Origin of the sequence: Rathayibacter sp. AY1C6, assembly GCF_002931535.1 — a bacterium.
Classification (GTDB): domain Bacteria; phylum Actinomycetota; class Actinomycetes; order Actinomycetales; family Microbacteriaceae; genus Rathayibacter.
The window spans coordinates 1-23973 of record NZ_PSWC01000007.1 but is presented as its reverse complement, the minus strand read 5'-3'; the positions used below and the strand labels follow the sequence as shown (position 1 = coordinate 23973).

The window sequence follows — 23973 nt, the reverse complement described above, 5'->3', positions numbered from 1 at the left end:
TGGACAGTACTGCTATCCGATAGCGATACTGTCCACGTGCGAATCTCGGAGCTCAGCCGCAGCAGCGGCGTCAGCCTGCCCACGATCAAGTACTACATCCGGGAGGGGCTGCTGCCGCCGGGCGACGCCGCCGGCCCTCAGCGGGCGGAGTACGGGGACGCCCATGTCGCCCGCCTGACGCTGCTCCGGGCGCTCATCGAGAGCGGCGGCGTCGGTATCGCCGGCGCGAAGCGGATCACGGCCGCGCTCGACGCGGGCGTCGGTCCGACAGCAGCGTTCGAGGTGGCGCAGGACGTGGTCTCCGTGAGCGCCGACTCGACCGCGTCCGCCACCGAGGCGTCGACGCGGCGGATCGCCGAGGCCGCGGGCTCCGACCACTGCGGCCACCCTGCCGTCGCGACGGCGGCACGGGCGCTCGACGCGCTCGAGCTCTCCACCGGACCGATGAGCGCCGGCTGGCTCGAGACCTACGCCCGCGCCGCCGCCCTCGTCGCCTCCGCCGACCTCGACGAACTGCAGGCCCGCGAGAGCGTGAGCGAGCAGGCTGCCGTCGCCGCCGTCGGCACCGCGCTCGGAGACGTGGTGCTGCAGTCGCTCCGGCGCGTCGCCCAGGCGCGCGAGACGCAGAGCCGCTTCGGCTCGACGGAGGTGCCCCGATGAGCGCCGCGACCGAGACGCCCGCGCCCACAGCCTCCGCTGCTCCGCACCGGCCGCTCCTGGTGCTCGCTGCCGCGATGGCGGTCGGCGCCCTCCTCTGCGCGATCGCGCTGGTCGTCGATCCCCGCGAGCTCGGCGGGCAGCCGCTCTGGGGCAAGCCGCTGAAGTTCTGCCTCTCGATCGCGCTGTACGCCGTGACGCTCGCCTGGCTGATCGGGCTCGTGCCCCGCCGGCGCCGCCTCGCCCGAGCGCTGGGCACGGTCGCGGCGGTCGGTCTGGCGGTCGAGATGGTCGTGATCGGAGGCGCCGCCCTGGTCGGCGAGCGCAGCCACTTCGACGTCTCCACTCCCCTGCACGCCGCGCTCTGGGCCTCGATGGCCGTCTCGATCGTGGTGGTCTGGCTGGCGACGCTGGTCCTCGCCGCCCTCCTGGCGCGGGTGCCGCTCGGCGACCCTGCGCTGACGCTCGCCGTCCGCGCCGGACTCGTGATCGGGCTCGTCGGGATGGCCCTCGCGTTCCTGATGACGGGGCCCGCGCCCGGCCAGATCAGCGACTACCAGGGCGTCGTCGGTGCGCACGCCGTCGGAGTCGCGGACGGCGGACCCGGCCTCCCCCTCCTGGGCTGGAGCACCACGGGGGGCGATCTGCGCATCCCGCACTTCGTCGGGATGCACGCTCTGCAGGGGCTCCCGCTGCTCGCGCTGCTGCTCGGACGGCTGGCAGCCCGGATCCCCGTCCTGCGCCCCGGATCCACCCGGCTGCGGCTCGTCGCACTGGCCTCGGCGGGCTGGGCGGCCGCGGTCGCCCTCACCTGCTGGCAGGCGCTGCGCGGTCAGGCGCTGACCGCACCGGACGCGCTGACACTCGCCGTCGCTACTGTGGCCGTGGTCACCCTCGCCGGAGGGACGATCCTCACCCTCGCACGAACGGAGGCCCGCGCATGAGCCGGCTGCACCGCGGCTGGACGCCGCTCGGGATCGTCTACCTCGTCCTCGCCCTCGCCGGGCTGATCGGGACCTGGACCTGGAACGTGAGGGCTATGCAGGAGGGCGCGGACCTGCTCGCCAGCCTCGCCGCAGGCGGGCCGTGGGTGTCGTCGTTCTCGACCGACCTGCTGGTCGTCGCGATCGCGGCCGTCGCCTTCATGGTGGTGGAGGGCCGCCGGATCGGGATGCGCCGCGTGTGGATCCTGGTGCTGCTCGCGCCGCTGGTCGCCCTCGCGTTCGCGTTCCCCCTCTTCCTCGCCCTCCGCGACCGGCACCTGGCCCTCGCGGCCCGGTGACCGTGCGGCTCGGGGCTAGGGGAGCAGTTCGGGGCGGACGCGCCGCGTGCGCTCGACGCTCTGCTCGTGGCGCCAGGCGGCGATCGCCCCGTGGTTGCCGCTGAGGAGCACCGGAGGGACGTCGAGGCCGCGCCAGGAGGCCGGCTTGGTGTAGCTCGGGTACTCGAGCAGCCCGTCGGAGTGGCTCTCCTCGACCAGGCTCGCCGGATTGCCGACCACGCCCGGGACCAGGCGTCCGACGGCCTCGATCATCGCCATCACGGCGACCTCTCCTCCGTTGAGGACGTAGTCGCCGAGGCTGATCAGCCGGACCCGCGCGCGCTCGGCGGTGTGGTCCACGACGCGCTGGTCGATGCCCTCGTAGCGGCCGCAGCCGAAGACGAGGGTGGACTCCTCCGCGAGCTCGCGGGCGGTCGCCTGGGTGAACAGCTCGCCCGCGGGCGACGGGAAGATCACGACGGGGTCGTCCGCGCCGTCGAGGATCGTGTCGAGCGCCTCGCCCCACGGCTCCGGCCGCATCACCATGCCGGCGCCGCCGCCGTAGGGCGTGTCGTCGACGGTGCGGTGGCGGTCGTGGGTGAAGTCGCGCAGGTCGTGCACGCCGAGCTCGATCAGCCCGCTCTGCCGAGCACGGCCGAGCAGGCTGATGTCGAGCACGCCGAAGAACTCCGGGAAGATCGTGACGATGTCGATCCTCACGACCGGGGCTCCTCCTCGGAGGCGGCGTCGGAGGCGGCCGAGGGCTCGTCGTCGGCGGGCTCCTCGAGAGCGGCGTCCGCGTCAGCGGACGCGTCCGGCTCGTCGGCGTCCGCAGGCGCGCTCAGCGCCGGGTCCGCCAGGTCGACACCGCTGAGGTCGACCGCGGCGGGCTCCTCCTCGGGAGCCTCCTCGAACAGGCCGATCGGAGGCGTGACCGTGACGATCCCGGCCGCGGCGTCGACGGAGGGGACGATCGCGTTCACGAACGGCACCATCACCTCGCCGGATGGGGTGCCGACGATGAGCAGGTCCTGCGCGGGGAAGTGGTCGACGCGGCGGACGGTGCCGACCTCGACGCCGTCGCGGACGACCTTCATGCCGACCAGCTGGTAGTCGTACCAGGAGTCGTCCTCGCCCGGCTGGGTCTGCACCTCCTCATCGATCCAGAGGATCGCCTTCAGGAGGGTCTCAGCGGCGTTGCGGTCGTCGACGCCTCGGAAGAACGCGACGGGGTGGCTGTTGTACCAGCGCAGCTCGACGAGCTCGAGCTTCTTGCCGTGCCACTCGGAGGTGCGCGGGACCTGCAGCGTGAACGTGGATCCGGGGGTGAAGCGCTTGTCGGGCTCGTCCGTGTAGAGCTCGAGCTTGATGGCGCCCTTGAGCCCGTGGGCCTTGGTGAGTCGGGCGACGCGGAGCTGCGTCGTGCCCGGTCCGGTGACCGACACCTCTACTTGTCGGTGTCGACGACGTCGACGCGCACGCGGCGCCCGTCGGCGAGCGCGGCGACGAGAGTGCGGACGGCCTTGGCTGTGCGACCGGAGCGTCCGATCACGCGGCCGAGGTCCTCGGGGTGCACGCGCACCTCGAGGACCTCTCCGCGCGGGGAGCTCGTGGCCACGACACTGACCTCATCGGGGTTCTCGACGATCCCCTTGACGAGGTGTTCGACGGCGGGAGCGAGCACTGACTACGCCTCGGTGGAGGTCTCGTCGGCGGTGTCCTCGACCGGGGCGGCCTTGGCCGGAGCCTCGGACTTCGGCTTGAGGACGGGCTTCTTCTTCGCGTCGACGACGAACGGAGCCTTGGGCTCCTTCACCTGGACGGTGCTGACGGCGTCGGCGTCGCCCTTGAAGCGGCCCCAGTCGCCGGTCAGCTTGAGGATCGCGGCGACCTGCTCGGTCGGCTGCGCGCCGACTCCGAGCCAGTACTGCGCGCGCTCCGAGTCGACCTGGATGAACGAGGGCTGCTCGGTCGGGTGGTACTTGCCGATCTCCTCGATCACGCGGCCGTCGCGCTTGGTGCGCGAGTCGGCGACGACGATGCGGTAGTAGGGCGCCCGGATCTTGCCGAGGCGCTTCAGACGAATCTTGACAGCCACAATTCTCCTGTGTGGTCGTTGACCGGTGTCCGGTCGATGATGGATGAACTGAGCCGTGAGCGTGGGGGCACACCCGGCGGAAGCTCGAGGGGGTTTCGTCGGCGGTGAGTAGAGGGTCGACCGCCTCGGACCCGACGGATCATTCTGCCAGAAAAACCGCCCCGGTGCGGGCCCGGCACGCCGCCGACCAGCGGCACCCTCGCGGGAGCGGGCCTCGCGGGACCGGGAAGGCCTCCGCCGGGGCTCGGCGTCCGCCCCGGCCGCAGGTGGCAGGATGGCGAGGCGCGTCCCGATCGGCGGACGCCCGGATCCGATGAGGACCACGCCATGGAGATCAGCTTCGCCGCATCAGACCGCTCCACGCTCGGGATCGAGTGGGAGGTCGCGATCGTCGACCGGCAGACGGGCGATCTCGCCAACGTCGCCGATGTGGTGCTGGAGGCGCTCCGCAGCGACGACGGCGCCCCGCACCCGCACATCACCGGCGAGCTCCTGCGCAACACGGTCGAGCTGGTCTCCGGCGTGCACACCTCCGTCCGCGACGCGGTCGCCGACCTGCAGGACCAGCTGCGGCAGGTGCGCGAGATCACCGACCCCATGGGACTCGACCTCGTGTGCTCGGGCACGCACCCGTTCGCGCAGTGGTTCGATCAGGCCATCACGGACAAGGAGCGGTACCACCGCCTCATCGACCGGACCCAGTGGTGGGGCCGGAACATGATGATCTGGGGCATCCACGTGCACGTCGGCATCGAGCACCGCGACAAGGTGCTGCCGATCCTCAACTCCCTGCTCGACTACTACCCGCACCTGCAGGCGCTCTCGGCGTCGAGCCCGTTCTGGGGCGGAGTCGACACGGGCTACGCCTCGAACCGCGCGCTGATGTTCCAGCAGCTGCCGACGGCGGGCCTGCCTCCGCAGTTCGGTGCCTGGGCGAACTACGAGGAGTACGTCGACGACATGATGCGCACCGGCGTCATCGACGATCACACGGAGGTCCGCTGGGACATCCGCCCCTCGCCGCAGTGGGGCACTCTCGAGATGCGCGCGTGCGACGGCCTCTCCTCCGCGGAGGAGATCGGAGCGGTCGCCGCGCTGATCCAGTGCCTCGTCGAGCACCTCTCGTCGCGGCTGGACGCGGGCGAGGACCTTCCGACGATGCAGCCCTGGTACGTGCGCGAGAACAAGTGGCGCGCGGCCCGCTACGGGCTCGACGCCGAGATCATCCTCGACGCCGCTGGAGCGGAGCGGCTGGTCACCGACGACATCCGCGCCCTGCTCGTCACCCTCGCACCGGTCGCCGAGCGTCTCGACTGCGTGAAGGAGCTCGGCGACGTCGAGCTGATCCTGGTCGCGGGAGCGAGCTACCAGCGCCAGTTGCGGACGGCCGCGGCGAACGACGGCGACCTCAAGGCGGTGGTCCGGGCGCTCGCGGGCGAGCTGCGCGACGGGCTCCGGGATCCCCGCTCATGACGCGTCCCGTCCTCCTCGCCGCAGCCGCGATCGGCGCCCTGGCCCTCGGCCTCGCCGGCTGCTCGTCCTCGACGACGACCGGCCCGGCGACCGCGTCCCCCGCCGGCACCGCCACTCCCCTCCCGACCGTCACCGCCGATCCGCTGCCGCTCTCGATCGGCGGCTCTCTTCCCGCCGGCTCCCGGGTGACGATCGTCGGCGACAGCATCGTGCGCGGTCTGACGGTCGACCCGGAGCAGGCCTGGCCCGCTCTCGTCGGCGACGACCTCGGCTGGGAGGTCACGAACCTGGGCTGCGACGGCGGCGGCTTCATCGAGCCGGGCGACTGCGGCGTCGCGATCGGCGACCGCGCGGAGGAGATCGCCGACACCCGGCCCGACGCGATCGTGCTGATCGCCAGCAGCAACGACCTGGGCTGGGATCCGGAGGACGTGGACGCCGCGATCGGGCCGGCGGTGGACGCGATCGTGTCCGCCTCGCCCTCGGCCCGGCTCATCGCGCTCGACTCGGTCTGGGGCCCCGACCCGCGCCCCTCCGATCTCGACGAGTACGACGCGGCGCTGGTCGAGGCCGTGACGGCCGCCGGCGGCGGGGCGCTGGAGTACCCGGACCCCCTCCGCGAGGACGGGCTGCTCGGCGAGGACGGCGTGCATCCCACCGTCGAGGGCCAGCGCGCCCTGGCCGACGCGTTCGAGGTGGCGGCCGAGAAGTCCGGCCTCGCCCGGGCGGTACCGACCGGCCAGAAGGCGACGGACGCGCCGGCGGCCTGACTCCGACACGGGGCGCCGCCGTGACGGCGCCCCGCCGGGTCAGCGGGCGGTGCTGTTCCGGCCGTCGCGCCAGCCGAGCAGGTCGCGCACGGGCGCGAGGTCGATGTCCGGACCGGTGATGCCGAGCGTGAACAGGCGGGCGCCCAGGTCGTACTGCTGGTCGAGCACATCGAAGGAGGCGTCGCCGACACCGCCGCGCACGCTCGCGCCGGTCGAGATCTCGATCGCGGCCGGGTCGCGGTCGACGCGGCCGCACCACTCCGAGAGCACGCCGAGCTTGCGCTCGAGCGTCGGGACGTCCGAGAAGCTGTGCCAGATGTCGGCGTGCTCGGCGACGATCCGCAGCGTCTTCTTCTCGCCGCCGCCGCCGATCATCACCGGGATGTCGCGGGTGGGCGCCGGGTTGAGCATCGACCACCGGCTGCGGATGCGCGGCATCGCCTCGGAGAGCTCGTCGAGGCGGGAGCCGGGAGTGCCGAACTCGTAGCCGTACTCCTCGTAGTCGCGCTCGAACCAGCCCGAGCCGATGCCGAAAATCAGACGGCCCTCGGCGCCCTTGGCGCTGATGTGGTCGACCGTGCGCGCCATGTCGGCGAGGAGGTCGGGGTTCCGGTAGCTGTTGCAGGTGACCAGCGGGCCGAACTCGATGCGGCTGGTCTGCTCGGCCCAGGCCGCGAGCATGCTCCAGCCCTCGAAGTGCAGGCCGTTCGGCTCTCCCGAGAGCGGGAAGAAGTGGTCCCAGTTGAAGGCGATGTCGACGCCGAGGTCCTCGAGCTCGGCGAGCGTGTCGCGGATGACCTCGTAGGGGACGTGCTGCGGTGCGATCTGGACGCCGATGCGGACGGGGCGCGCGTGTGCGGTTGTCATGCCCTCACGCTAGCGAGCGGTGCGCCTCACGGGGATCCCCGCTGCGGCCCCCGGAGGGACGGCGCGCTACTCCCCCGCCGGGTCCGGCGACGCCGAGGGCGCCTCGTCGCTCGTGGAGCGGGCGAGCTTGACGACGGTGGCCCCCTCGTCGTCGAACAGGCGGAGCCGTCCGCCGTCGAGCGAGGCCATCGCCGCCTCCGAGAAGATCATCGGCAGCGCGACGCCGTCGCAGGCGATCAGCGTGCTCGGCCCGGCCGAGACGGTGAGCGCGCCCGCCTGGTCGATCGACCACTCGCCCTGCGCGCCGTTGCAGCCGTCGGAGCCCGTCCAGGTCCCGTCCTCCGCGATCAGGAGGAACGGCACGTCGGGCGCGTCGTAGGAGACGCCCGTCACCCAGCGGCCGACCAGGTCCTCCGGGGAGGGCGCCGTCATCGCGTCGACCCCGGAGCCCTCGGCGCAGCCGGTGAGCCCGAGCACGGCCGCGAGGACGAGGATCCCGCCCGCGCGTCCGGCCGCGACCCGCCTCATCGCCCGAGGAGCTTCTGCAGCTGCTCGAGCTCCTCCGGCGTGGGCTGGGCGCCCTTGCCGGCGCCGCCGCCCAGGCCGAAGCCGGAGCCGCCCGCGTCGCCCGGGCGGGGCCCGGAGGTGATCGCCGCGTTCTCGGCCGCGCGCTTGGCGGGGTTGCCGGACTTGCTGCTCTTCTTCTTCTGCGGCTTCGGGCGGCCCTGGTAGCCGGCGCCGGGCACGGGGCCCATCCCGGGGACCGAGGGCATGCCGCCCTTGGCGACCGTCTTCATCATCTTGGCGGCCTGCTCGAAGCGCTGGACGAGCTGGTTGACGTCCGTGACCGTCATGCCGGAGCCGCGGGCGATGCGCAGGCGCCGTGAGCCGTTGAGCAGCTTCGGGTTGACCCGCTCCGCCTTCGTCATCGACTGGATGATCGCCTCGGTGCGCACGATCTCGCGCTCGTCGAACTGGTCGAGCTGCTCGCGCATGCCCTTCGCGCCGGGCAGCATGCCGATCATCTTCTTGATCGAGCCCATGTTGCGCAGCTGCTGCATCTGGCCGAGGAAGTCGTCGAGGGTGAACGTGTCCCCCATGATCTTCTCGGCGATCTTGCGCGCCTCGTCCTCGTCGAACGCGGACTGGGCCTGCTCGATGAGGGTCAGCACGTCGCCGAGGTCGAGGATGCGGCTCGCCATGCGGTCGGGGTGGAACTGCTCGAAGTCGTCGAGCGACTCGCCCGTGGAGGCGAAGAGGATCGGGCGGCCGGTGAGCGAGGCGACCGAGAGCGCCGCGCCTCCGCGGGCGTCGCCGTCGAGCTTGGAGAGGACGACGCCGGTGAAGTCGACTCCCTCCTGGAAGGCCTTGGCGGTCGCGACCGCGTCCTGGCCGATCATCGCGTCGATGACGAACAGGACCTCGTCGGGGTTCGTGACGCGGCGGATGTCGGCGGCCTGCTTCATCATGTCGGCGTCGACGCCGAGGCGTCCGGCCGTGTCGATGATGACCGTGTCGTACTGCTTGTCGGTCGCGAAGCGGATCGCGTTCTGAGCGACCTTGACCGGGTTGCCGACGCCGTTGCCCGGCTCCGGCGCGTAGACCGCGACTCCGGCCTGCTCGCCGACGACCTGCAGCTGCTGCACGGCGTTGGGGCGCTGGAGGTCGGCCGCGACGAGCAGCGGGGTGTGGCCGTCCTTGCCCAGGTACTTGCCGAGCTTGCCCGCGAGGGTCGTCTTGCCCGCGCCCTGGAGGCCGGCGAGCATGATGACGGTCGGCGGGCGCTTGGCGAACTCGAGCCGGCGCGACTGCCCGCCGAGGATCGCGACGAGCTCCTCGTTGACGATCTGGACGACCTGCTGGGCCGGGTTGAGCGCCTTGTTGACCTCGTCGCCGAGGGCGCGCTCGCGCACCTTGCCGGTGAACTCCTTCACGACCTCCAGCGCGACGTCGGCGTCGAGGAGGGCCCGCCGGATCTCGCGGACGGTGCCGTCGACGTCCGACGCGGAGAGCTTGCCCTTCGTCCGGAGGTTCTTGAAGGTCTCGACGAGTCGATCGGAGAGGGTGCCGAAAGTAGCCATGATGCCCGGAATTCTACCTGAGGCCCGGAGGGTCGGCGGGCGGGGCCGCCGATCGGCTCGCGATCGGCGCGATCACCGCGGAGCGGATTAACTGGTCCGGGTCCAAGAACAGGGCTAGGGTGGCCCGGTGATCGAGACACTGGTGGCGGGCGACTCCGCGGAACCCCTGGACTACGCCGACGGCTGGGAGCTGCAGCGCCGCCTGCACGCCGAGGTGGTGGCGGGCTCGAGGCCGGACACCCTCGTGCTCTGCGAGCACTCCTCCGTCTACACCGCAGGCAAGCGCACCGAGGCGCACGAGCGCCCGGTCGACGGCTCGCCCGTGGTCGACGTCGACCGCGGAGGGCGGATCACCTGGCACGGCCCGGGGCAGCTCGTCGGCTACCCGATCGTGCGGCTCGGCGAGCCCGTCGACGTGGTCGCCTACGTCCGCTCGCTGGAGGGCGTGCTGATCGCCGCTCTCGACGACCTGGGCGTGCAAGGGCGGCGCGTCGACGGGCGCTCGGGAGTGTGGATCCCGAGGGACGGCGGCGCCGACAAGATCGCCGCGATCGGCATCCGCGTCGCCTCGGGCGTGACGATGCACGGATTCGCCCTCAACGTCTCGAACAGCCTCGAGCCCTACGCCCGCATCGTCGCCTGCGGCATCGCCGACGCCGGAGTGACCACGCTCGAGCGCGAGCGCGGCGAAGCTCCGCCCATGGAGGCGGTGCGGGCGCGGGTGGCGGCGCGCTTCTCGGAGGCGGCCCCCGCCTTCTCCGCCCGCATCGAGGAGGTCGCCGCGTGAGCGCCGAGGCCGGCGGCCGCAAGCTGCTGCGGCTGGAGATCCGCAACGCCGAGACGCCGATCGAGCGCAAGCCCGAGTGGATCCGAACGAAGGCCTCGATGGGCCCGGAGTACCGGCAGCTGCAGTCGCTGGTGAAGAGCGAGGAGCTGCACACCGTCTGCCAGGAGGCGGGCTGCCCCAACATCTTCGAGTGCTGGGAGGACCGAGAGGCGACCTTCCTCATCGGGGGCGCCCAGTGCACCCGCCGCTGCGACTTCTGCCAGATCGACACCGGGAAGCCCGCGGACTACGACGCGGACGAGCCCCGGCGCGTCGGCGAGTCCGTGGCGCGGATGAACCTCCGCTACGCGACCGTCACCGGAGTCGCCCGCGACGACCTGCCCGACGAGGGCTCCTGGCTCTACGCCGAGACCATCCGCCAGATCCACGCCCAGGCTCCGGGCACGGGGGTCGAGATCCTGGTCCCGGACTTCACCGGCCGCGCCGAGCACCTGCAGCGGGTGTTCGACGCGGAGCCGGAGGTGTTCGCCCACAACGTCGAGACAGTGCCGCGGATCTTCAAGCGCATCCGGCCGGCCTTCCGCTACGAGCGCTCGCTCGACGTGCTCACCCAGGGCCGGGAGGCGGGGCTGATCACGAAGTCGAACCTCATCCTCGGCATGGGCGAGGAGCGGGAGGAGATCTCGCAGGCGCTGCAGGACCTCTACGACGCCGGCACCGACATCGTGACCATCACGCAGTACCTCCGCCCGACGCCGCGGCATCTGCCGGTGGACCGCTGGGTGCACCCGGAGGAGTTCGTGGCGATCAAGGAAGAGGCCGAGGACATCGGCTTCCTCGGCGTCCTCGCGGGGCCCCTGGTCCGCTCCTCCTACCGGGCCGGCCGGCTCTGGGCGCGCTCGATGGAGTCGAAGGGGCTGCCGGTCCCGGAGCACCTGCGCCACCTCGCCGACGCGGCACTGGGCTTCTCGCAGGCCGTGTAGCCCGCCACCGGGACGGCGCCGGCGCGTCGTCCCGGGCGGGGCCGCTCAGCTGACGAGCTGCTGGGCGAAGACGTGGGGGGTGAAGCCGGTGAGGTCGCCGATGCCCTCGCCCTGGCCGACGAGCTTGATCGGGATGCCGGTGCGCTCCTGGACCGCGAGGACGAAGCCGCCCTTCGCTGAGCCGTCGAGCTTGGTGATGACCAGGCCGGTGACGCCCGCGTGCTCGATGAACGCCTCGGCCTGGCTCAGCCCGTTCTGACCGGTCGTCGCGTCGAGCACGAGCAGGATCTCGGAGATCGGGGCCTGCTTCTCGATGACGCGCTTGATCTTCGTGAGCTCGTCCATCAGCCCGCCCTTGGTGTGCAGGCGGCCGGCCGTGTCGATGATGACCATCTCGACGCCGGTGTCCTTCGCGAACTGCACGGTCTGGAAGGCGACGGACGCCGGATCCTGGCGCTCCTGCTGCGGGCGGACGATCTGGGCGTCGGCGCGCTGCGCCCAGGTGGCGAGCTGGTCGACCGCCGCGGCGCGGAAGGTGTCGGCCGCGCCGACCACGACGCTCCGGCCGTAGTTGCGGAGGAACTTGGCGAACTTGCCGATGGTCGTGGTCTTGCCGACGCCGTTCACGCCGACCACGAGGATCACGGCGGGGCGCTCGCTGAGCTTGAGGGTGGTGTCGTACTTCGACAGGCGCTCCTCGAGGGACTCGCGGAGCATCCGCTGGAGGTCGCGCGGGTCGGTGGTGGAGTATCGGGCCACCTTGGCGCGGAGGTCGTCGACGATCTCCTCGGTGATGTCGGGGCCGAAGTCGGCGGTGATCAGCGCCGTCTCGAGGTCGTCCCAGGTCTGGTCGTCGATCGTGCGCTTCTCGAACAGGCCGCGCAGTGCGCGGCCGAGCGACCAGGAGGTGCGTTCTGCCATGGGTCCAGGCTACCGGCGGGCGCGCCTCCGAGCGGTCGGGGAGGCGGGTTCAGGCCGGGGGCGCGGCGACGCGCTGGCCGACGACGGCCGAGACGCCGTCCTGCCGCATCGACACGCCGTAGAGGGCGTCCGCGATCTCCATGGTCCGCTTCTGGTGGGTGATGACGATCAGCTGGCTCGAGGTGCGCAGGTCCTCGAAGATGCTGAGCAGTCGGCCGAGATTCGCGTCGTCGAGGGCGGCCTCCACCTCGTCCATGATGTAGAAGGGGCTCGGCCGCGACTTGAAGATGGCGACCATGAACGCCACGGCCGCGAGCGAGCGCTCCCCTCCGGAGAGGAGCGACAGCCGCTCGATCTTCTTGCCGGCCGGCCGCACCGCGACCTCGATGCCGGTGGTGAGCAGGTTCTCCGGGTCGGTCAGCCGGATGCTGCCGGTGCCGCCGGGGAAGAGGACGGGGAACACGTCCGCGAACGCCGCCTGCGTGTCGTCGAACGCGGAGGCGAACACGGTCTGCATCGTCTCGTCGAGCTCCTCGATGATGGTGAGCAGGTCGCGCCGGGTCCCGGTGAGGTCGGCCAGCTGCTCGGTCAGGAACGCGTGCCGCTGCTCCAGCGCGGCGAACTCCTCCAGCGCGAGCGGATTGACGCGGCCCAGCTGCCCGAGCTGCTTCTCGGCCTTCTCGAGGCGGCGGCGCTGCTCCTCGCGGACGTAGGGCCGCGGCTCCTGCTCCTCGTCCGTCTCGTCGGGGACGCCGACTCCGGGACCGTACTCCTCCACCAGCACGTCCTCGGCGAGCCCGAGCTCGGACGCGGCGCGCTCGAGCAGACCGGTGAGCTGCAGCCTCTTCTCGTAGATCTGCAGCTCGAGGCCGTGGACGCTCTCGGTGACGGACTGGAGCCGGTCGCGCACGCTCCCCTCCTCGCGGCGGAGCCCCTGCAGCTCGGCGTTCTGCTGCGAGCGCGCCGCCTCGGCCGCGACGAGCTCGGCCCGGGCCTGCTGGACGGAGCGGTCGACGGAGGCGAGGACGGCGGGGAGCGCGGCGGTCACCTCGGCCGCGGCGTCGCGCTGGCGACGGCGGATCACGGCGCGGCGCGCGGCCTCGTCGGCGGCGGCGCGGTCGGCGGCCAGCTGGCGGGCCAGCGCCTCCCCGCGGGACTGCTCCGCCCGCACCCGCTCCTTGTCGGTCTCGACGCCGAGCCGCGCCTCGATCTCGCGCTCGCGTGCGGTGTCGACGTCGCGCTGCAGACCGTCGCGGGCGCTCGCGTCGAGCACCGGCCGAGGCCGGGCGCGCGCGGCGTCGAGCGCCGACCTCGCCTCCTGGGCCGCGCGCTCGGCGTCGCCGACCCGGTCCGAGGCGACGGCCAGCGCCCTCGAGCCCCGGCCGTGCTCGGCGGTGGCCGCCTCGAGCTGGGCGCGCACGCCGCCGAGCCGCTCGGTGTGGGCGGCACGGGCGGCGTCGTGCTCGCGGAGGGCCGAGAGCGCGCTCGCGGCCTGCTCCTTCGCGCCGCGGAGCGCACCGGTCTGCTCGGCGAGCTCGAAGCGGAGCCGGTCGATCCCGCCCTCGACCTCCTCCAGCCGGGCGGCGGCCGAGTCGCGCTCGGAGACGAGCTCGATCCGGCTGCGCTGCCCGCCGGAGCCGGCGCTCTGCACGGCGTCGGAGACGGTCGCGCCGTCGCGGGTGACCAGGACGGTGCCCGGGTCGATGCGCTCCCTCAGGCGCCGCGCCGCGGCGAGGTCCTCGACCACGAGGAAACGCTCGAGGAGCGAGAGGACCCCGGCCGGCGCCGTGACGAGGTCGCCCGCGCGTTCCGCCCCCTCGGGAACGGTGAGAGCGACGTGCGGCCGGGCGGCGTCGGCGACCAGCAGCTCGACGCGTCCGAGGTCGCGCTCCAGCGCGGCGTCCAGAGCCGCGTCGGCCCGGGCGGTCGACTCGACCAGCACGGCGTCGGCGACCGCGCCGAGGGCGGCGGCGATCGCGGCCTCGGAGCCCGGCCGCACCTGGATCCGCTCGGCGACCCGGCCGCGCACCCCCTCGATCCGGGCGGCGATCAGCTCGGCCGAGCCGTCCGAGACGTCGAGGGCCAGCGACAGGGCACCCGTGCGGGCGGCCAGCGCCTCGCGCTCGCGCTCCAGGGCGTGCAGCTCCTCGCGCAGCCGCTCGATCCCGCCCTCGGCGGCCGAGACCGCGGACTGGGCGAGCTCGTAGCCCTCGTCGAGGCCGCCGTCGGGGCCGCGGCCCGCGTCGTCCAGCTCGGCCTCCAGAGCGTCGAGCGCCCGCCGCGCCGCCTCCTTCCGCCGGTCGGCCGCGTCGAGGGTGTTCTGCGCGCGCAGGACCTCGCCCCGGACGGACGCGAGACGGGAGGCGGCGGTGTCGGCCTGCCCCGAGAGGGTGGAGAGTTCGAGGTCGTAGCGCGAGACGAGGGCCGCCTGCGCGGCGATCTCCTCGTCGACCGCGTCGAGGGCGGAGCGGGCGGCGACGGTCGTGCGCTGCGCCTGGACCCACGCCGTCTCCGCGTCGAGGACGGCCTGCCGCAGGCGCTCCAGCTCGACCCGCGCCTCCTCCACCTGCGCCGGCGTCACGCGCGGCTGGATCTGCGGCTGCTCGGACTCGAGCTCGAGCATCGCGAGCCGCTGCCCGGCGAGGGCCGAGAGGTTGCGCAGCCGCTCCTGCACCGACTCCAGCTCGAACGAGGTGCGCCGGGCGTCGTCGACCGCGTCGCCGACCGCCTCCGCCTCGATCCGCGCTCGCCGGAGCGTCGCCTGCTCGAGCCGCTGCTGCAGGACCACCCGCTCGCTGTGCCGCTCGCTCTCGGTGCGGGCGAAGCCGTCCAGAGCGGTCCGGAGCGCGACCACGTCGTCGGCGAGCAGGCGCGCCCGGGCGTCGCGCACCACGGCGGCGATCGTCTGCGCCTGCCGCGCGACCTCGGCCTGGCGCCCGAGGGGCTTGAGCTGGCGCCGGATCTCGCCCGCGAGGTCGGAGAGGCGGGTCAGGTTGGCCTGCATCGCCTCGAGCTTGCGGAGCGTCTTCTCCTTGCGGCGGCGGTGCTTGAGGATCCCGGCGGCCTCCTCGATGAACCCGCGCCGCTCCTCGGGGGTCGCGTGCAGCACGGCGTCGAGCTGTCCCTGCCCCACGATGACGTGCATCTCGCGCCCGAGACCGGAGTCGCTCAGCAGCTCCTGCACGTCGAGCAGCCGGCAGCCGCGTCCGTTGATCGCGTACTCGCTGCCGCCGTTGCGGAAGAGGGTCCGGGTGATCGTCACCTCGGTGTACTCGATCGGCAGGGCGCCGTCCGAGTTGTCGATGGTGAGCGCGACCTCGGCGCGGCCGAGGGGTCCGCGGGTGGAGGTGCCCGCGAAGATGACGTCCTCCATCTTGCCGCCGCGGAGCGTCTTCGCCCCCTGCTCCCCCATCACCCAGGCGAGCGCGTCGACGACGTTGCTCTTGCCCGAGCCGTTGGGGCCGACGACGCAGGTGACCCCCGGCTCGAAGGCGAACGTGGTCGGCTGAGCGAAGGACTTGAACCCCTTGAGGGTCAGGCTCTTCAGGTACACCCGGCCGCCTCGCTCCCGTCCACAACGCCTCCACGGTAGCCGACGGCCGCGGCCGGGCCGGGAGGCGGAGCCCCGACCGGCCGACGGACCGCCGCGATCCCGCACCGGAACAGGCGCAGGAGGCCGCCGCGGGCGCCGGGACGTGCACACTGGGGTGGTGAACCGCACCTCCGACCCGGCGCTCCGGATCCGCGAGCTCGCGATCCCCGAGGCCGTGGGCGCCGACGGCTGGAGCGACTTCCTCGCCCTGACCGCGATCGGCGATGCGGTGGGGACCGCCCCGGACTGCCGGGCCGTCTACACCTGGAACGCCGAGGAGAACCGACCGATGCTCGCCGTGAACGAGGCCGTCGGCTTCACCCCCGTCGCCCACGAGGGCCAGTGGAGGAAGGAGCTCTCATGACCCCGCTCGTCGAGCCCGGACCGCCGCTGACCGCCGCCGAGCGCGAGCGGTTCGCCCGGCAGATCCGCCTGGCGCCCCTCGGGGAGCTCGGACAGCGGCGCCTCCGGAACGCGCGCGTGCTGATCCTCGGCGCGGGCGGCATCGGCTCGCCGGTGATCACGGCGCTCGCCGCGGCCGGGATCGGGCGGCTCGGCATCGTGGACGGCGATGTCGTCGAGCTCTCGAACCTGGCGCGGCAGACGGCGCACGACGACTCCTCGGTGGGCCGGTCGAAGGCGGAGTCGGCGGCGGCGACCGCGCGGCGGCTCTCCCCCGGCATCGACGCCCGGGCCTTCCCGGTGTCGCTGACCTCGGCCAACGTCGACGCCCTGGTGGCGGGCTGGGACGTCGTGGTCGACGGCTTCGACACCTTCGGCGCGCGCTACCTCGCCTCGGACGCGACGACGCGCGCCGGGATCCCGCACGTGTGGGGATCGGCACTCGGCTTCGACGGGCAGCTCTCGACCTTCTGGGCCGGCGCCCCGGGCGGAGGGGTGACCCTGCGCGCGCTGCACCCCGAGGCCGAGGACGCGGGCGACAGCTGCTCGACGGTGGGCGTGCTGGGCGCGCTCTGCGCGCTGATCGGCTCGGCCATGGCGGCCGAGGTCGTCAAGCTCGTGACCGGGGCGGGCGAGCCGCTGTTCGGTCGCGTCCTCGTGCACGACGCTCTCGACTCCTCCTGGGCCGAGCTCCCTCTCGAGCGGCGGGTGCCGCCGGTCCCGGAGCGGCGGGCCGCGGCGGGCTCGATCACGGCGGCCGAGCTGCGGGAGCGGCTGGCCGGGCCGATGCCCCCGACCGTCGTCGACCTCCGCGAGGACGACGAGGACCGGTCCGTCGCGGTGCCCGGTGCCGTGCGGATGCCGATGTCGCGCTTCGACCCCGCCGCTCTGCCGGCCGGTCCGCTCGTGCTGCACTGCGCCTCCGGGGTCCGGTCGCGTCTCGCGGCGGAGCGCGCGGCGGCGGCGGGCGTGGCGTCCGACTCGCTCGACGGCGGGATGGCGTCGTGGCGGGAGCGGTGACCCGCCCCGCGGCCGCGTGCGCCGTGGAACGGGAGGGGTGAGGCGCACCCAGCGCCCTGCCGATCGGCGACCCGGGATGTTCGGTGCTCGCAGCGGAGAGGATCCGTCCTTCTCCGCGGATCAGGGCGGAGCAGTGTCCGAAGCTGATCGGCGGTGGCGTGCTCGCGGCCACCGTTCCGAGGAGAGCACCCATGCCGACGCCTTCACCGCACTCCGCGCGGCAGGCGGCGCTGCTCGATCCTCCCGACCCGCCCGACCCCGGCGCGGAGGCGTGATGCCCGGGGTCTGGAGTCCCGCCGAGAGGCGGCTGCGTCGGCTCGGCTGGATTCCGCGGCGCCCCCTGCCGCGAGGTGCCGTCTGCGACGCGATCGTCTCGCCGCGCCTCAGCCTCAGCCGCGCCTGGCTGCAGACCGGGGAGTTCGAGGTCCTCCCCCATCCCGGAAGGCTCCGCGTGCTCTTCAGCCTCGACGGGACCGGCCGCCTCTCCGCCCGGGGCCGCGACCACCGGCTCCCGGCCGGCAGCGCTCTCGTGACCCGCGCCTCGACGGTGCAGTACGCGGCGGCGCTCAGTCCGTGGGCGCGCTTCGAGTGGCAGCTGCGCCCCTCGGTGCTCCGCGCGAGCGAGTTCGCCTCGCTCACGGACCGGGTCCTCGCCCTCCCCGAGGCCTACTGGCGCGCACTCACCGGTGCGGCGAACACCGTCCTCAGTTTCGGCGTCGAGCCCTCGGACGCGGCCTTCGAGCACTTCGAGATCGCGAGCGAGCACCTCCTGGCCTCGGCCTTCTCGGCGCTGCTGCCCTCCTCCGACCGGGAGGACCGGTCCCCCGCCGCCGTGTATGCGAACGGCACGCGCCTGATCGAGCGGCACTACCGCGACCGCTCCTTCACGGTGGAGACGCTTGCGGAGAGCCTCGGCGTGTCGGTCAGCCACCTGCACCGGGCGTTCTCGGCCGCCGGCACCACCCCTCGTCAGCGGATCGAGCGCGCGCGGGCCTTCGAGGCGCAGCGCCTCCTCGACGAGCTCGGCCCGCGGGCGGCGACGGACCTGGACCGCGTGGCGCGGTCGGCCGGCTTCAGCTCGCGGATCCACATGCAGCGGACCCTCCGCCGGATCGACGACGCGAGCTGACGTGGGCCGCCGCGCCCCCCGCGCCGGACGGGCTCCCGGCGAGGAGGCGGCCTGAGCGGCTCCCCCGGTCCGGCGGCGCGACGGAACGTCCACGGTCGGGCATGGAACCTCGTCGCGGCCCGTTCCGCGTCGACCGGAGGCCGGACGTTCGGCAGGATCGGCGCGTCCACCACCCCTCGCACGAAAGAAAGAAAAGGAACACCATGACGGACACCAACGCCCTGGACCCGACGGCAGCGCACTCGCGCTCCCTCCCACCGCGGATCGACTCGACCCGCGGGGGGCTCGCCCGGCGGACGATCATGTCGGGTGCGGCCTGGTCCGTCCCCGTCGTCGCCGCGGCGGTCGCGACCCCCGCGGCCGCCGCGTCCACCGGCCTCACCCTCGCCTTCGACGCCCCGGCGTACTCCTTCCCCGCCTGCACCACGAGAACGGTCTCCGTCCTCGCCACGACCAACGGCGCTCCCGCTGCCGGCGACACGGTCGCCATCACTCTCCCCGCCGGCCTGACCAGCGGCGGCGCGCAGACCGTCAGGGCGACGACCGGCGCGGACGGACGCGTGAGCATCCCGGTCACGGCCGGGAACGTGGCGCAGAACGGCATCACCCTCTCCGCCGTCTCCGGCGCCGCGGGCGCGACGGCGACCGCGAGCACCACCGCGACCACGGGGACCGCCGTCCGGTACGTCACCGACGGCGGACGGACGACGACGGAGTCGAACGGCAACGTGCCCTCGGGAGCCAAGACCGTCGGACCCCGGTACTACCTGACGGAGTCGGGCGAGCTCTATCACGGCGGGGGGCGGATCGCGCGCGGCGTCACCAGCGTCCAGGGCTTCCGCGACGAGCAGAACCGCGACGTCGCCGACTTCGTCGTCGACGGCGTCTTCTACCGCTTCGTCACCGGAGAGGCCGCGCCGAAGGCCATCGGGAGCGGCGTGCCGGCCGGATCGACGGTCCATGCGCCCGCCTTCTACGTCACACCGAACGGCGAGCTGCGGCGCGCCGGCGGAGCCCTCGTGACCACCGGAGTGACGAGCGCGGACTCCTTCCGCGACCAGAGCAACAACGACGTCATCGACGTGATCGTAGGCTCGGAGCTAGTCCGCTACATCTCCTCCACGAAGAACCTGGTCTACGCCAGGAACGTTCCGGCAGGATCGACCGCCTTGGCGCCCTCGTACCACCTGACGCCGGACGGGCGCCTCTTCAACAGCAGCATCCTGGTCGCTACCGGGGTGACCAGTGCCGACGCCTACCGCGATCGACAGAACCGTGACGTCGTGGACGTGATCCAGAACGGCGCTCTCGTCCGGTACGGCGCGTTCGCGGACAGGACGCAGCCGCAGATCCGCGTCGCCTCCGGTGTGCCCTCCGACGCCACCATCTTCGCGCCGGACGCCTACGTGACCCGGGACGGCCGGGCCTTCGTCAGCGGCGTGCTGGTCGCCACCGGAGTCTCCTCGGCGTTCGGATTCCTCGACGTGCAGAACCGCAACGTGCTCGACACGATGACCAACGTCCTGTGCCCGTGACGCACGGGATCGGCCGCTGATCCGGTCCTGCCCCGCCGCACGCGGGTCCGAGGGAGGCGTCCCGCGGGTCCCTGTGCGGCGGGACAGGACCAGTCCGTCCTCGGGATGCAGCGTCCTCCAGAAGCGCGGACGCACCTGCTGCGGACCGCGCGGAGCGGACGCACCGGTCCGGTCGAGGACGGCTCGTCACGGAGGGCTCTTCGGGGTCAGCCGCCGGCGAACGGCGGCAGGACGTCGACCGCGGCATCGGGACGCAGCGGCGTGGCCCTGTTCGCGGTCGACACGCCGTCGACCAGGTAGGTGCACCGTGCGAGCACGTCGGCGGCCGAGGGCGCGGAGGCGACGAGTCTCTCCTCGAGAGCGCCCAGGTCGGGCACCTCGTCGAGCTCGTCGGAACCACGGCCGAGGGCGGCCTTGGCCGCCGCGAAGTAGCGGACCCGCATGCTCATCCGCCGATCGCGCTCATCGTGCGCTCGGGCTGCACGAAGCCCGCCCGGTTCATCTCGTGTCCCGCGGGCTTGGCCCACATCGCCCCGCGCCAGAGCTGGGCGACCTCGTGGTCGTCCGCGCCCGCGCGCATCGGGCCGAGCAGGTCCGTCTCCTCGTTCGAGAAGAGGCAGCTGCGGACACCTCCCTCGGCGGTGAGCCGGGTGCGGCGGCAGTCGTCGCAGAAGTTCTCGGTGACGGACGCGATGATCCCCACCTGGCCGAGCACCTCGGACCCCCCGGCCTCGCGGACGTCGAAGAGCTCGGCGGGGGCGCCGTCGCGGGGGGCCGCGTGCGGGCTGAGCGAGAAGCGCTCCGAGAGCAGCGCCCGGATGTCCGCGGCGGTGATCATGGTCGCGCGGTCCCAGCCGTGGTCGGCGTCGAGCGCCATCTGCTCGATGAAGCGGAGCTGGTGGCCTCCCGCGAGGGCCCAGGCGAGCAGCTCCGGGGCCTCGTGGTCGTTGATCCCGGGCAGGAGCACTGCGTTGATCTTGGTCTGGTCCAGGCCGGCGGGACCGAGCGCGTCGATGCCCGCGAGCACGCGGTCGAGGAACGGGCGACGGGTGACCTTCGCGAAGGTCTCGGCGCAGATCGAGTCGAGCGAGACGTTGACGCGGTTCAGGCCGGCGTCGGCGAGCGCCGCCGCCCGACCCGACAGGCCGATCGCGTTCGTGGTGAGCGAGATCTCGGGGCGCGGGTCGAGGGAGGCGACGTCGCGGATGATGTCGACGAGGTCCTTGCGCAGGAGCGGCTCGCCGCCGGTGAAGCGGATCTGGCGGACGCCGAACTGCTCCACGGCGATGCGCGCGAGGCGGAGGATCTCCTCGCGGCTGAGCAGGGACGCGGGCGGCTGGAACGGCAGGCCCTCCGCCGGCATGCAATAGGTGCAGCGCAGATTGCACTTGTCCGTCAGCGAGATCCGCAGATCGTCCGCGACGCGCCCGTAGGTGTCCAGGAGGAGCGGGGTGGCGGGGCGGTCGGCCGGGAGGACCGCGCTGCGCTGTCGGGGCCGGAAGCCCGGGATCCCCAGTGCTGTGCTCATCCGCTCACACTACGCCGCGGAACCGGGCGCGACCCGGCAAGATGGACTCGGTCCCGCCGCCGGTCGGGCTCCGCCGCTCGCGAGAGGACACGATGACCTCGATCGACCTGCACGCCGCCCGGGTGCGGGCGCTGCTCGCGCCGCTGGCCACGCGGGGTGCCCGCGAGACCCTGAGCCTGGAGCCGGCCGCCGTCGCCGCCGATCCGGGCGCGTACGACCGGCGGGTCCTCGCCCGCTCCGTCGACTCCCCGCTCGACCTGCCGCGCTTCGACAACTCGCAGATGGACGGCTTCGCGGTGCGGGCGGCCGACCTCGACGCGGCGGCGCCGGAGCATCCCGTCGCCCTGCCCGTCTCGGCGCCGATCCCCGCGGGCGACCGGGCGCCGCGGCACGAGCCCGGCACGGCGACACCGATCATGACCGGCTCGCCGCTGCCGGAGGGGGCCGACGCCGTCGTCCCGGTCGAGCGCGTCGATCCTCCGCGCTTCCCCGCGGCGGGCAGCGTCGCCTTCGCGCACCCGGTGGTGCCGGCGACCTTCGTCCGAGCCCGGGGCAGCGACGCCCGCCGCGGCGAGCTCGCCCTCCCGGCCGGCACGGTCCTCCGCGCGGCCCACTACGGACTCCTCGCCTCCCTCGGGCTGACCGAGGCGGAGGTGCTGCCGCGACTCCGGGTGCTCGTCGTCCCCACCGGCAACGAGATCCGTCCCGCAGGCGCCGTCCTCGAGGAGGCGCAGATCCACGACGCGAACGGCGCCCTGCTGGCCGAGGCCGTCCGCGAGGCGGGCGCGCTGCCCGTCGTCGTCGCCTGCACGAGCGATCGGGCCGAGGACCTCCTGGCGCTGCTCGAGGAGCACGCGGGCGCGGCCGACCTGGTGATCACGGTCGGCGGTGTCAGCGCGGGCGCGTACGAGGTCGTCCGCGACGCGCTCGGCCCGGCGGGCTCGGAGTTCGGCCACGTCGAGATGCAGCCGGGCGGCCCGCAGGGCCTCGGTCTCGTGCGCGTGGCCGAGGGGCTGCACCTGCCGGTCGTCTCGCTTCCCGGGAACCCGGTGAGCGCCCTGGTCTCGTTCGAGGTGTTCCTCCGGCCCGTGCTGCGCTCGCTCGCGGGACGGACGCCCGCCGAGCGGCCGCGGCTCCGTGCGCGCCTCGGCACGGCGCTCGACTCGCCCGCGCACCTGCACCAGATCCGCCGCGGAGTCCTCGACGACGAGGGCCTCGTGCACCCGGTGGGCGGGCCCGGCTCGCACCTACTGGCGTCCTACGCCCGCTCCACCGTGCTCATCCACGTCCCCGTCGGGACGGACCACGCAGCGACCGGCGACACGGTCGAGATCTGGAGGATCGATGACTGAGAGCGATCGGCTCACCCATGTGCGCGGCGACGGAGCCGTGCACATGGTCGATGTGAGCGCGAAGGAGGTCACGGCGCGCACCGCCGTCGCCGAGGGCTACGTCGAGACCTCGCCCGAGGTGGTGCGGCTCCTCGAGCAGGGCGAGCTGCCCAAGGGCGAAGCGCTCGGCGTGGCGCGGATCGCCGGGATCCTCGGCGCGAAGGCGACCTCGACCCTCATCCCGCTCTGCCACCCGCTGGCGCTGGACGGCGTCGACGTGGACCTCGAGCCGCAGGACGGCCGCGTCCGGATCGAGGCGCGCGTGCGCACGACCGGGCGCACCGGCGTCGAGATGGAGGCGCTGACCGCGGTCAGCGTGGCCGCCCTCACGGTCTACGACATGATCAAGGCGGTCGATCGCGGTGCCGCGATCACCGGTATCCGTGTGCTCGCGAAGGCGGGCGGGAGGAGCGGCTCGTGGACGAGCGGAGGAACCCCGTGACGCGGCGGGCGGTGGCGGTCGTCGCCTCCACCCGTGCCGCCTCCGGCGTGTACGAGGACCGGACGGGACCGGCGCTGGAGGCCTGGTTCACCACCCGCGGCTGGGAGTCCCGGGTGGTCGTCGTGGCCGACGGCGACGCGGTGGGCGAGGCGATCGCCGACGCGATCGGCAGCGGAGTCGACGTGGTCGTGACCACCGGCGGGACGGGCGTCGCCCCGAGCGACGTCACCCCGGAGCAGACCGCCCCCCTCCTGGAGAGGCCCCTGCCCGGCCTCGCCGAGGCGGTGCGCGCCAAGGGCGCCGCCCACGTCCCGACCGCCGTGCTCAGCCGCGGGCTCGCCGGCGTCAGCGGCCGCACCGTCGTAGTGAACCTCCCCGGCTCCCCCGGCGGCGTCCGCGACGGGATCGACGTGCTCGACCCGGTGATCGGGCACCTCCTCGATCAGCTCGGAGGCGGCGACCATGCCCGCTGAGCCGGTCGCCCTCGCCCGGCTCGCGGCCGAGGCCATCACCGTCGACGAGTGCGAGCAGGCGGTCGACTCCCCGACGCACGGCGCCGTGGTGACCTTCGCGGGCGTCGTCCGCGACCACGACGAGGGCCGCGGGGTGCTCCGGCTGTCCTACGAGGCGCACCCGGACGCCCCCGCCGCACTCCTCGCCTCCGCCCGCCGCATCGCCGAGCGCTGGCCCGACGTCCGCATCGCCGCCGTGCACCGGATCGGCGACCTCGTGGTCGGCGACCTCGCCCTCGCCTGCGCCGTGGCCTCGGCCCACCGCGCGGCGGCCTTCGAAGCCTGCGCGGCACTGGTCGACGACATCAAGGCGTCGGTGCCGATCTGGAAGGAGCAGTCCTTCGTCGACGGCAGCTCGGAGTGGGTCGCGAGCTTGGGCTGATCTTCCTTCGAGCCCGTCCCCGCCGGGCTCGGCGCGGTCGGCCGGAGAGGGTGGTCACGTTTCGCAGAGCGGGGAGCGATCGCCTAGATCGATCCGCTGGCACGCGGATCGATCGTTCGGCTCGGGGGGAGAGCGGAGGGGT

At 73.5% G+C, this 23973-nt stretch carries 26 protein-coding genes; 15 read left to right on the top strand and 11 right to left on the bottom strand.

The genetic code is table 11. The features are described from left to right. Nucleotides 1–36: 36 nt before the first annotated feature. The 3 genes from C5D36_RS06225 to C5D36_RS06215 are packed head-to-tail and all read left to right on the top strand — an operon-like array spanning nucleotide 37 to nucleotide 1939. Entirely contained in the window at nucleotides 37–660 is a 624-nt protein-coding gene (locus C5D36_RS06225) for a MerR family transcriptional regulator (protein ID WP_104226873.1), read from the top strand. After that, nucleotides 657–1601 (top strand): hypothetical protein, encoded by a 945-nt coding sequence (locus C5D36_RS06220; RefSeq protein ID WP_104295441.1) that lies wholly within the window; start codon nucleotides 657–659, stop codon nucleotides 1599–1601. Before C5D36_RS06225 ends, C5D36_RS06220 begins: the two co-directional genes overlap by 4 nt. Continuing rightward, complete coding sequence (locus C5D36_RS06215) at nucleotides 1598–1939, top strand: DUF2834 domain-containing protein (RefSeq protein ID WP_104295440.1); 342 nt, start codon at nucleotides 1598–1600, stop codon at nucleotides 1937–1939. The genes C5D36_RS06220 and C5D36_RS06215 overlap by 4 nt, the downstream gene beginning before the upstream one ends. Nucleotides 1940–1954: 15 nt before the next feature. Here the strand turns inward: C5D36_RS06215 and trmD are convergent, their stop codons facing one another. Genes trmD through rpsP form a run of 4 tightly spaced genes read right to left on the bottom strand, consistent with a single transcriptional unit; the run spans nucleotide 1955 to nucleotide 4016 of the window. Next, complete coding sequence (gene trmD, locus C5D36_RS06210; protein WP_104226875.1) at nucleotides 1955–2638, bottom strand: tRNA (guanosine(37)-N1)-methyltransferase TrmD; 684 nt, start codon at nucleotides 2636–2638, stop codon at nucleotides 1955–1957. Continuing rightward, entirely contained in the window at nucleotides 2635–3363 is a 729-nt protein-coding gene (gene rimM, locus C5D36_RS06205; protein ID WP_104295439.1) for a ribosome maturation factor RimM, read from the bottom strand. Before rimM ends, trmD begins: the two co-directional genes overlap by 4 nt. A 2-nt stretch (nucleotides 3364–3365) precedes the next feature. Continuing rightward, complete coding sequence (locus C5D36_RS06200) at nucleotides 3366–3602, bottom strand: RNA-binding protein (protein ID WP_068210678.1); 237 nt, start codon at nucleotides 3600–3602, stop codon at nucleotides 3366–3368. Between the two features lie 3 nt (nucleotides 3603–3605). Continuing rightward, nucleotides 3606–4016: a 30S ribosomal protein S16 gene (gene rpsP / locus C5D36_RS06195; RefSeq protein WP_104223912.1), complete on the bottom strand. Its 411-nt coding sequence runs from the start codon at nucleotides 4014–4016 to the stop codon at nucleotides 3606–3608. Nucleotides 4017–4343: 327 nt separating this feature from the next. On the opposite strand from rpsP, the gene C5D36_RS06190 reads away from it, so the two are divergent. After that, nucleotides 4344–5489 (top strand): glutamate--cysteine ligase, encoded by a 1146-nt coding sequence (locus C5D36_RS06190; protein WP_104295438.1) that lies wholly within the window; start codon nucleotides 4344–4346, stop codon nucleotides 5487–5489. Then, complete coding sequence (locus tag C5D36_RS06185) at nucleotides 5486–6259, top strand: SGNH/GDSL hydrolase family protein (protein ID WP_104250521.1); 774 nt, start codon at nucleotides 5486–5488, stop codon at nucleotides 6257–6259. Before C5D36_RS06190 ends, C5D36_RS06185 begins: the two co-directional genes overlap by 4 nt. A 39-nt stretch (nucleotides 6260–6298) precedes the next feature. Here C5D36_RS06185 and C5D36_RS06180 read toward each other — a convergent pair whose 3' ends face one another. The 3 genes from C5D36_RS06180 to ffh form a co-directional block, all read right to left on the bottom strand. Then, complete coding sequence (locus tag C5D36_RS06180; RefSeq protein WP_104223915.1) at nucleotides 6299–7126, bottom strand: LLM class F420-dependent oxidoreductase; 828 nt, start codon at nucleotides 7124–7126, stop codon at nucleotides 6299–6301. 66 nt (nucleotides 7127–7192) lie between these two features. Continuing rightward, nucleotides 7193–7654, bottom strand: coding sequence for an META domain-containing protein (locus tag C5D36_RS06175; protein WP_104223916.1), 462 nt, complete (start codon nucleotides 7652–7654; stop codon nucleotides 7193–7195). Beyond that, the gene (gene ffh, locus C5D36_RS06170) at nucleotides 7651–9207 is read right to left on the bottom strand and encodes a signal recognition particle protein (protein WP_104226882.1); all 1557 of its coding nucleotides are present in this window, start codon (nucleotides 9205–9207) and stop codon (nucleotides 7651–7653) included. Before ffh ends, C5D36_RS06175 begins: the two co-directional genes overlap by 4 nt. Nucleotides 9208–9334: 127 nt before the next feature. Here ffh and lipB point away from each other — a divergent pair, with 127 nt between their 5' ends. Together lipB and lipA are read left to right on the top strand one after the other, a co-directional pair. Beyond that, complete coding sequence (lipB, locus tag C5D36_RS06165; RefSeq protein ID WP_104269060.1) at nucleotides 9335–9994, top strand: lipoyl(octanoyl) transferase LipB; 660 nt, start codon at nucleotides 9335–9337, stop codon at nucleotides 9992–9994. Next, complete coding sequence (gene lipA, locus C5D36_RS06160) at nucleotides 9991–10977, top strand: lipoyl synthase (RefSeq protein WP_104226884.1); 987 nt, start codon at nucleotides 9991–9993, stop codon at nucleotides 10975–10977. Before lipB ends, lipA begins: the two co-directional genes overlap by 4 nt. 45 nt (nucleotides 10978–11022) lie before the next feature. On the opposite strand, the gene ftsY is transcribed toward lipA, so the two are convergent. Further along, the gene (gene ftsY, locus C5D36_RS06155; RefSeq protein ID WP_104223920.1) at nucleotides 11023–11898 is read right to left on the bottom strand and encodes a signal recognition particle-docking protein FtsY; all 876 of its coding nucleotides are present in this window, start codon (nucleotides 11896–11898) and stop codon (nucleotides 11023–11025) included. A gap of 49 nt (nucleotides 11899–11947) precedes the next feature. Continuing rightward, nucleotides 11948–15451 carry a chromosome segregation protein SMC gene (gene smc, locus C5D36_RS06150; protein ID WP_104295437.1) on the bottom strand — a complete coding sequence of 1168 codons (3504 nt, stop codon included), beginning with the start codon at nucleotides 15449–15451 and terminating at the stop codon, nucleotides 11948–11950. Between the two features lie 157 nt (nucleotides 15452–15608). On the opposite strand from smc, the gene C5D36_RS17275 reads away from it, so the two are divergent. From C5D36_RS17275 to C5D36_RS06130, 4 genes are all read left to right on the top strand, one after another. Then, the gene (locus C5D36_RS17275; protein WP_181028756.1) at nucleotides 15609–15854 is read left to right on the top strand and encodes a hypothetical protein; all 246 of its coding nucleotides are present in this window, start codon (nucleotides 15609–15611) and stop codon (nucleotides 15852–15854) included. Further along, a complete protein-coding gene (locus C5D36_RS06140) occupies nucleotides 15851–16912 on the top strand; it encodes a ThiF family adenylyltransferase (protein WP_104295436.1) in 1062 nt (353 codons plus the stop codon). The genes C5D36_RS17275 and C5D36_RS06140 overlap by 4 nt, the downstream gene beginning before the upstream one ends. Nucleotides 16913–17186: 274 nt before the next feature. Further along, a complete protein-coding gene (locus tag C5D36_RS06135) occupies nucleotides 17187–18041 on the top strand; it encodes an AraC family transcriptional regulator (RefSeq protein ID WP_104267284.1) in 855 nt (284 codons plus the stop codon). A 203-nt stretch (nucleotides 18042–18244) separates the two neighbouring features. Continuing rightward, nucleotides 18245–19576, top strand: a complete 1332-nt coding sequence (locus C5D36_RS06130; RefSeq protein WP_104295435.1) for a hypothetical protein — start codon at nucleotides 18245–18247, stop codon at nucleotides 19574–19576. A 206-nt stretch (nucleotides 19577–19782) separates the two neighbouring features. Here C5D36_RS06130 and C5D36_RS06125 read toward each other — a convergent pair whose 3' ends face one another. Both C5D36_RS06125 and moaA read right to left on the bottom strand, forming a co-directional pair. Next, nucleotides 19783–20025, bottom strand: a complete 243-nt coding sequence (locus tag C5D36_RS06125; RefSeq protein WP_104247637.1) for a MoaD/ThiS family protein — start codon at nucleotides 20023–20025, stop codon at nucleotides 19783–19785. Continuing rightward, nucleotides 20022–21104: a GTP 3',8-cyclase MoaA gene (gene moaA / locus C5D36_RS06120; protein WP_104226889.1), complete on the bottom strand. Its 1083-nt coding sequence runs from the start codon at nucleotides 21102–21104 to the stop codon at nucleotides 20022–20024. Before moaA ends, C5D36_RS06125 begins: the two co-directional genes overlap by 4 nt. Before the next feature lie 92 nt (nucleotides 21105–21196). Here moaA and glp point away from each other — a divergent pair, with 92 nt between their 5' ends. The 4 genes from glp to C5D36_RS06100 are packed head-to-tail and all read left to right on the top strand — an operon-like array spanning nucleotide 21197 to nucleotide 23831. After that, nucleotides 21197–22456, top strand: coding sequence for a gephyrin-like molybdotransferase Glp (gene glp, locus C5D36_RS06115; protein ID WP_104295490.1), 1260 nt, complete (start codon nucleotides 21197–21199; stop codon nucleotides 22454–22456). Then, nucleotides 22449–22937 (top strand): cyclic pyranopterin monophosphate synthase MoaC, encoded by a 489-nt coding sequence (moaC, locus tag C5D36_RS06110; protein WP_104232482.1) that lies wholly within the window; start codon nucleotides 22449–22451, stop codon nucleotides 22935–22937. The genes glp and moaC overlap by 8 nt, the downstream gene beginning before the upstream one ends. Further along, nucleotides 22913–23410 carry a molybdenum cofactor biosynthesis protein B gene (locus tag C5D36_RS06105; protein WP_244229433.1) on the top strand — a complete coding sequence of 166 codons (498 nt, stop codon included), beginning with the start codon at nucleotides 22913–22915 and terminating at the stop codon, nucleotides 23408–23410. Before moaC ends, C5D36_RS06105 begins: the two co-directional genes overlap by 25 nt. Continuing rightward, nucleotides 23400–23831, top strand: coding sequence for a molybdenum cofactor biosynthesis protein MoaE (locus C5D36_RS06100; protein ID WP_104232481.1), 432 nt, complete (start codon nucleotides 23400–23402; stop codon nucleotides 23829–23831). Before C5D36_RS06105 ends, C5D36_RS06100 begins: the two co-directional genes overlap by 11 nt. Nucleotides 23832–23973 lie beyond the last annotated feature (142 nt).

Bases quoted from the DNA above. Each gene is read 5' to 3' on its own strand.
- C5D36_RS06220 (WP_104295441.1), top strand. From the start codon at position 657: ATGAGCGCCGCGACCGAGACGCCCGCGCCCACAGCCTCCGCTGCTCCG.
- C5D36_RS06215 (WP_104295440.1), top strand. From the start codon at position 1,598: ATGAGCCGGCTGCACCGCGGCTGGACGCCGCTCGGGATCGTCTACCTC.
- C5D36_RS06190 (WP_104295438.1), top strand. From the start codon at position 4,344: ATGGAGATCAGCTTCGCCGCATCAGACCGCTCCACGCTCGGGATCGAG.
- C5D36_RS06185 (WP_104250521.1), top strand. From the start codon at position 5,486: ATGACGCGTCCCGTCCTCCTCGCCGCAGCCGCGATCGGCGCCCTGGCC.
- C5D36_RS06180 (WP_104223915.1), bottom strand. From the start codon at position 7,126: ATGACAACCGCACACGCGCGCCCCGTCCGCATCGGCGTCCAGATCGCA.
- C5D36_RS06175 (WP_104223916.1), bottom strand. From the start codon at position 7,654: ATGAGGCGGGTCGCGGCCGGACGCGCGGGCGGGATCCTCGTCCTCGCG.
- ffh (WP_104226882.1), bottom strand. From the start codon at position 9,207: ATGGCTACTTTCGGCACCCTCTCCGATCGACTCGTCGAGACCTTCAAG.
- ftsY (WP_104223920.1), bottom strand. From the start codon at position 11,898: ATGGCAGAACGCACCTCCTGGTCGCTCGGCCGCGCACTGCGCGGCCTG.
- C5D36_RS06140 (WP_104295436.1), top strand. From the start codon at position 15,851: ATGACCCCGCTCGTCGAGCCCGGACCGCCGCTGACCGCCGCCGAGCGC.
- C5D36_RS06135 (WP_104267284.1), top strand. From the start codon at position 17,187: ATGCCCGGGGTCTGGAGTCCCGCCGAGAGGCGGCTGCGTCGGCTCGGC.
- C5D36_RS06130 (WP_104295435.1), top strand. From the start codon at position 18,245: ATGACGGACACCAACGCCCTGGACCCGACGGCAGCGCACTCGCGCTCC.
- C5D36_RS06125 (WP_104247637.1), bottom strand. From the start codon at position 20,025: ATGAGCATGCGGGTCCGCTACTTCGCGGCGGCCAAGGCCGCCCTCGGC.
- moaA (WP_104226889.1), bottom strand. From the start codon at position 21,104: ATGAGCACAGCACTGGGGATCCCGGGCTTCCGGCCCCGACAGCGCAGC.
- glp (WP_104295490.1), top strand. From the start codon at position 21,197: ATGACCTCGATCGACCTGCACGCCGCCCGGGTGCGGGCGCTGCTCGCG.
- moaC (WP_104232482.1), top strand. From the start codon at position 22,449: ATGACTGAGAGCGATCGGCTCACCCATGTGCGCGGCGACGGAGCCGTG.
- C5D36_RS06100 (WP_104232481.1), top strand. From the start codon at position 23,400: ATGCCCGCTGAGCCGGTCGCCCTCGCCCGGCTCGCGGCCGAGGCCATC.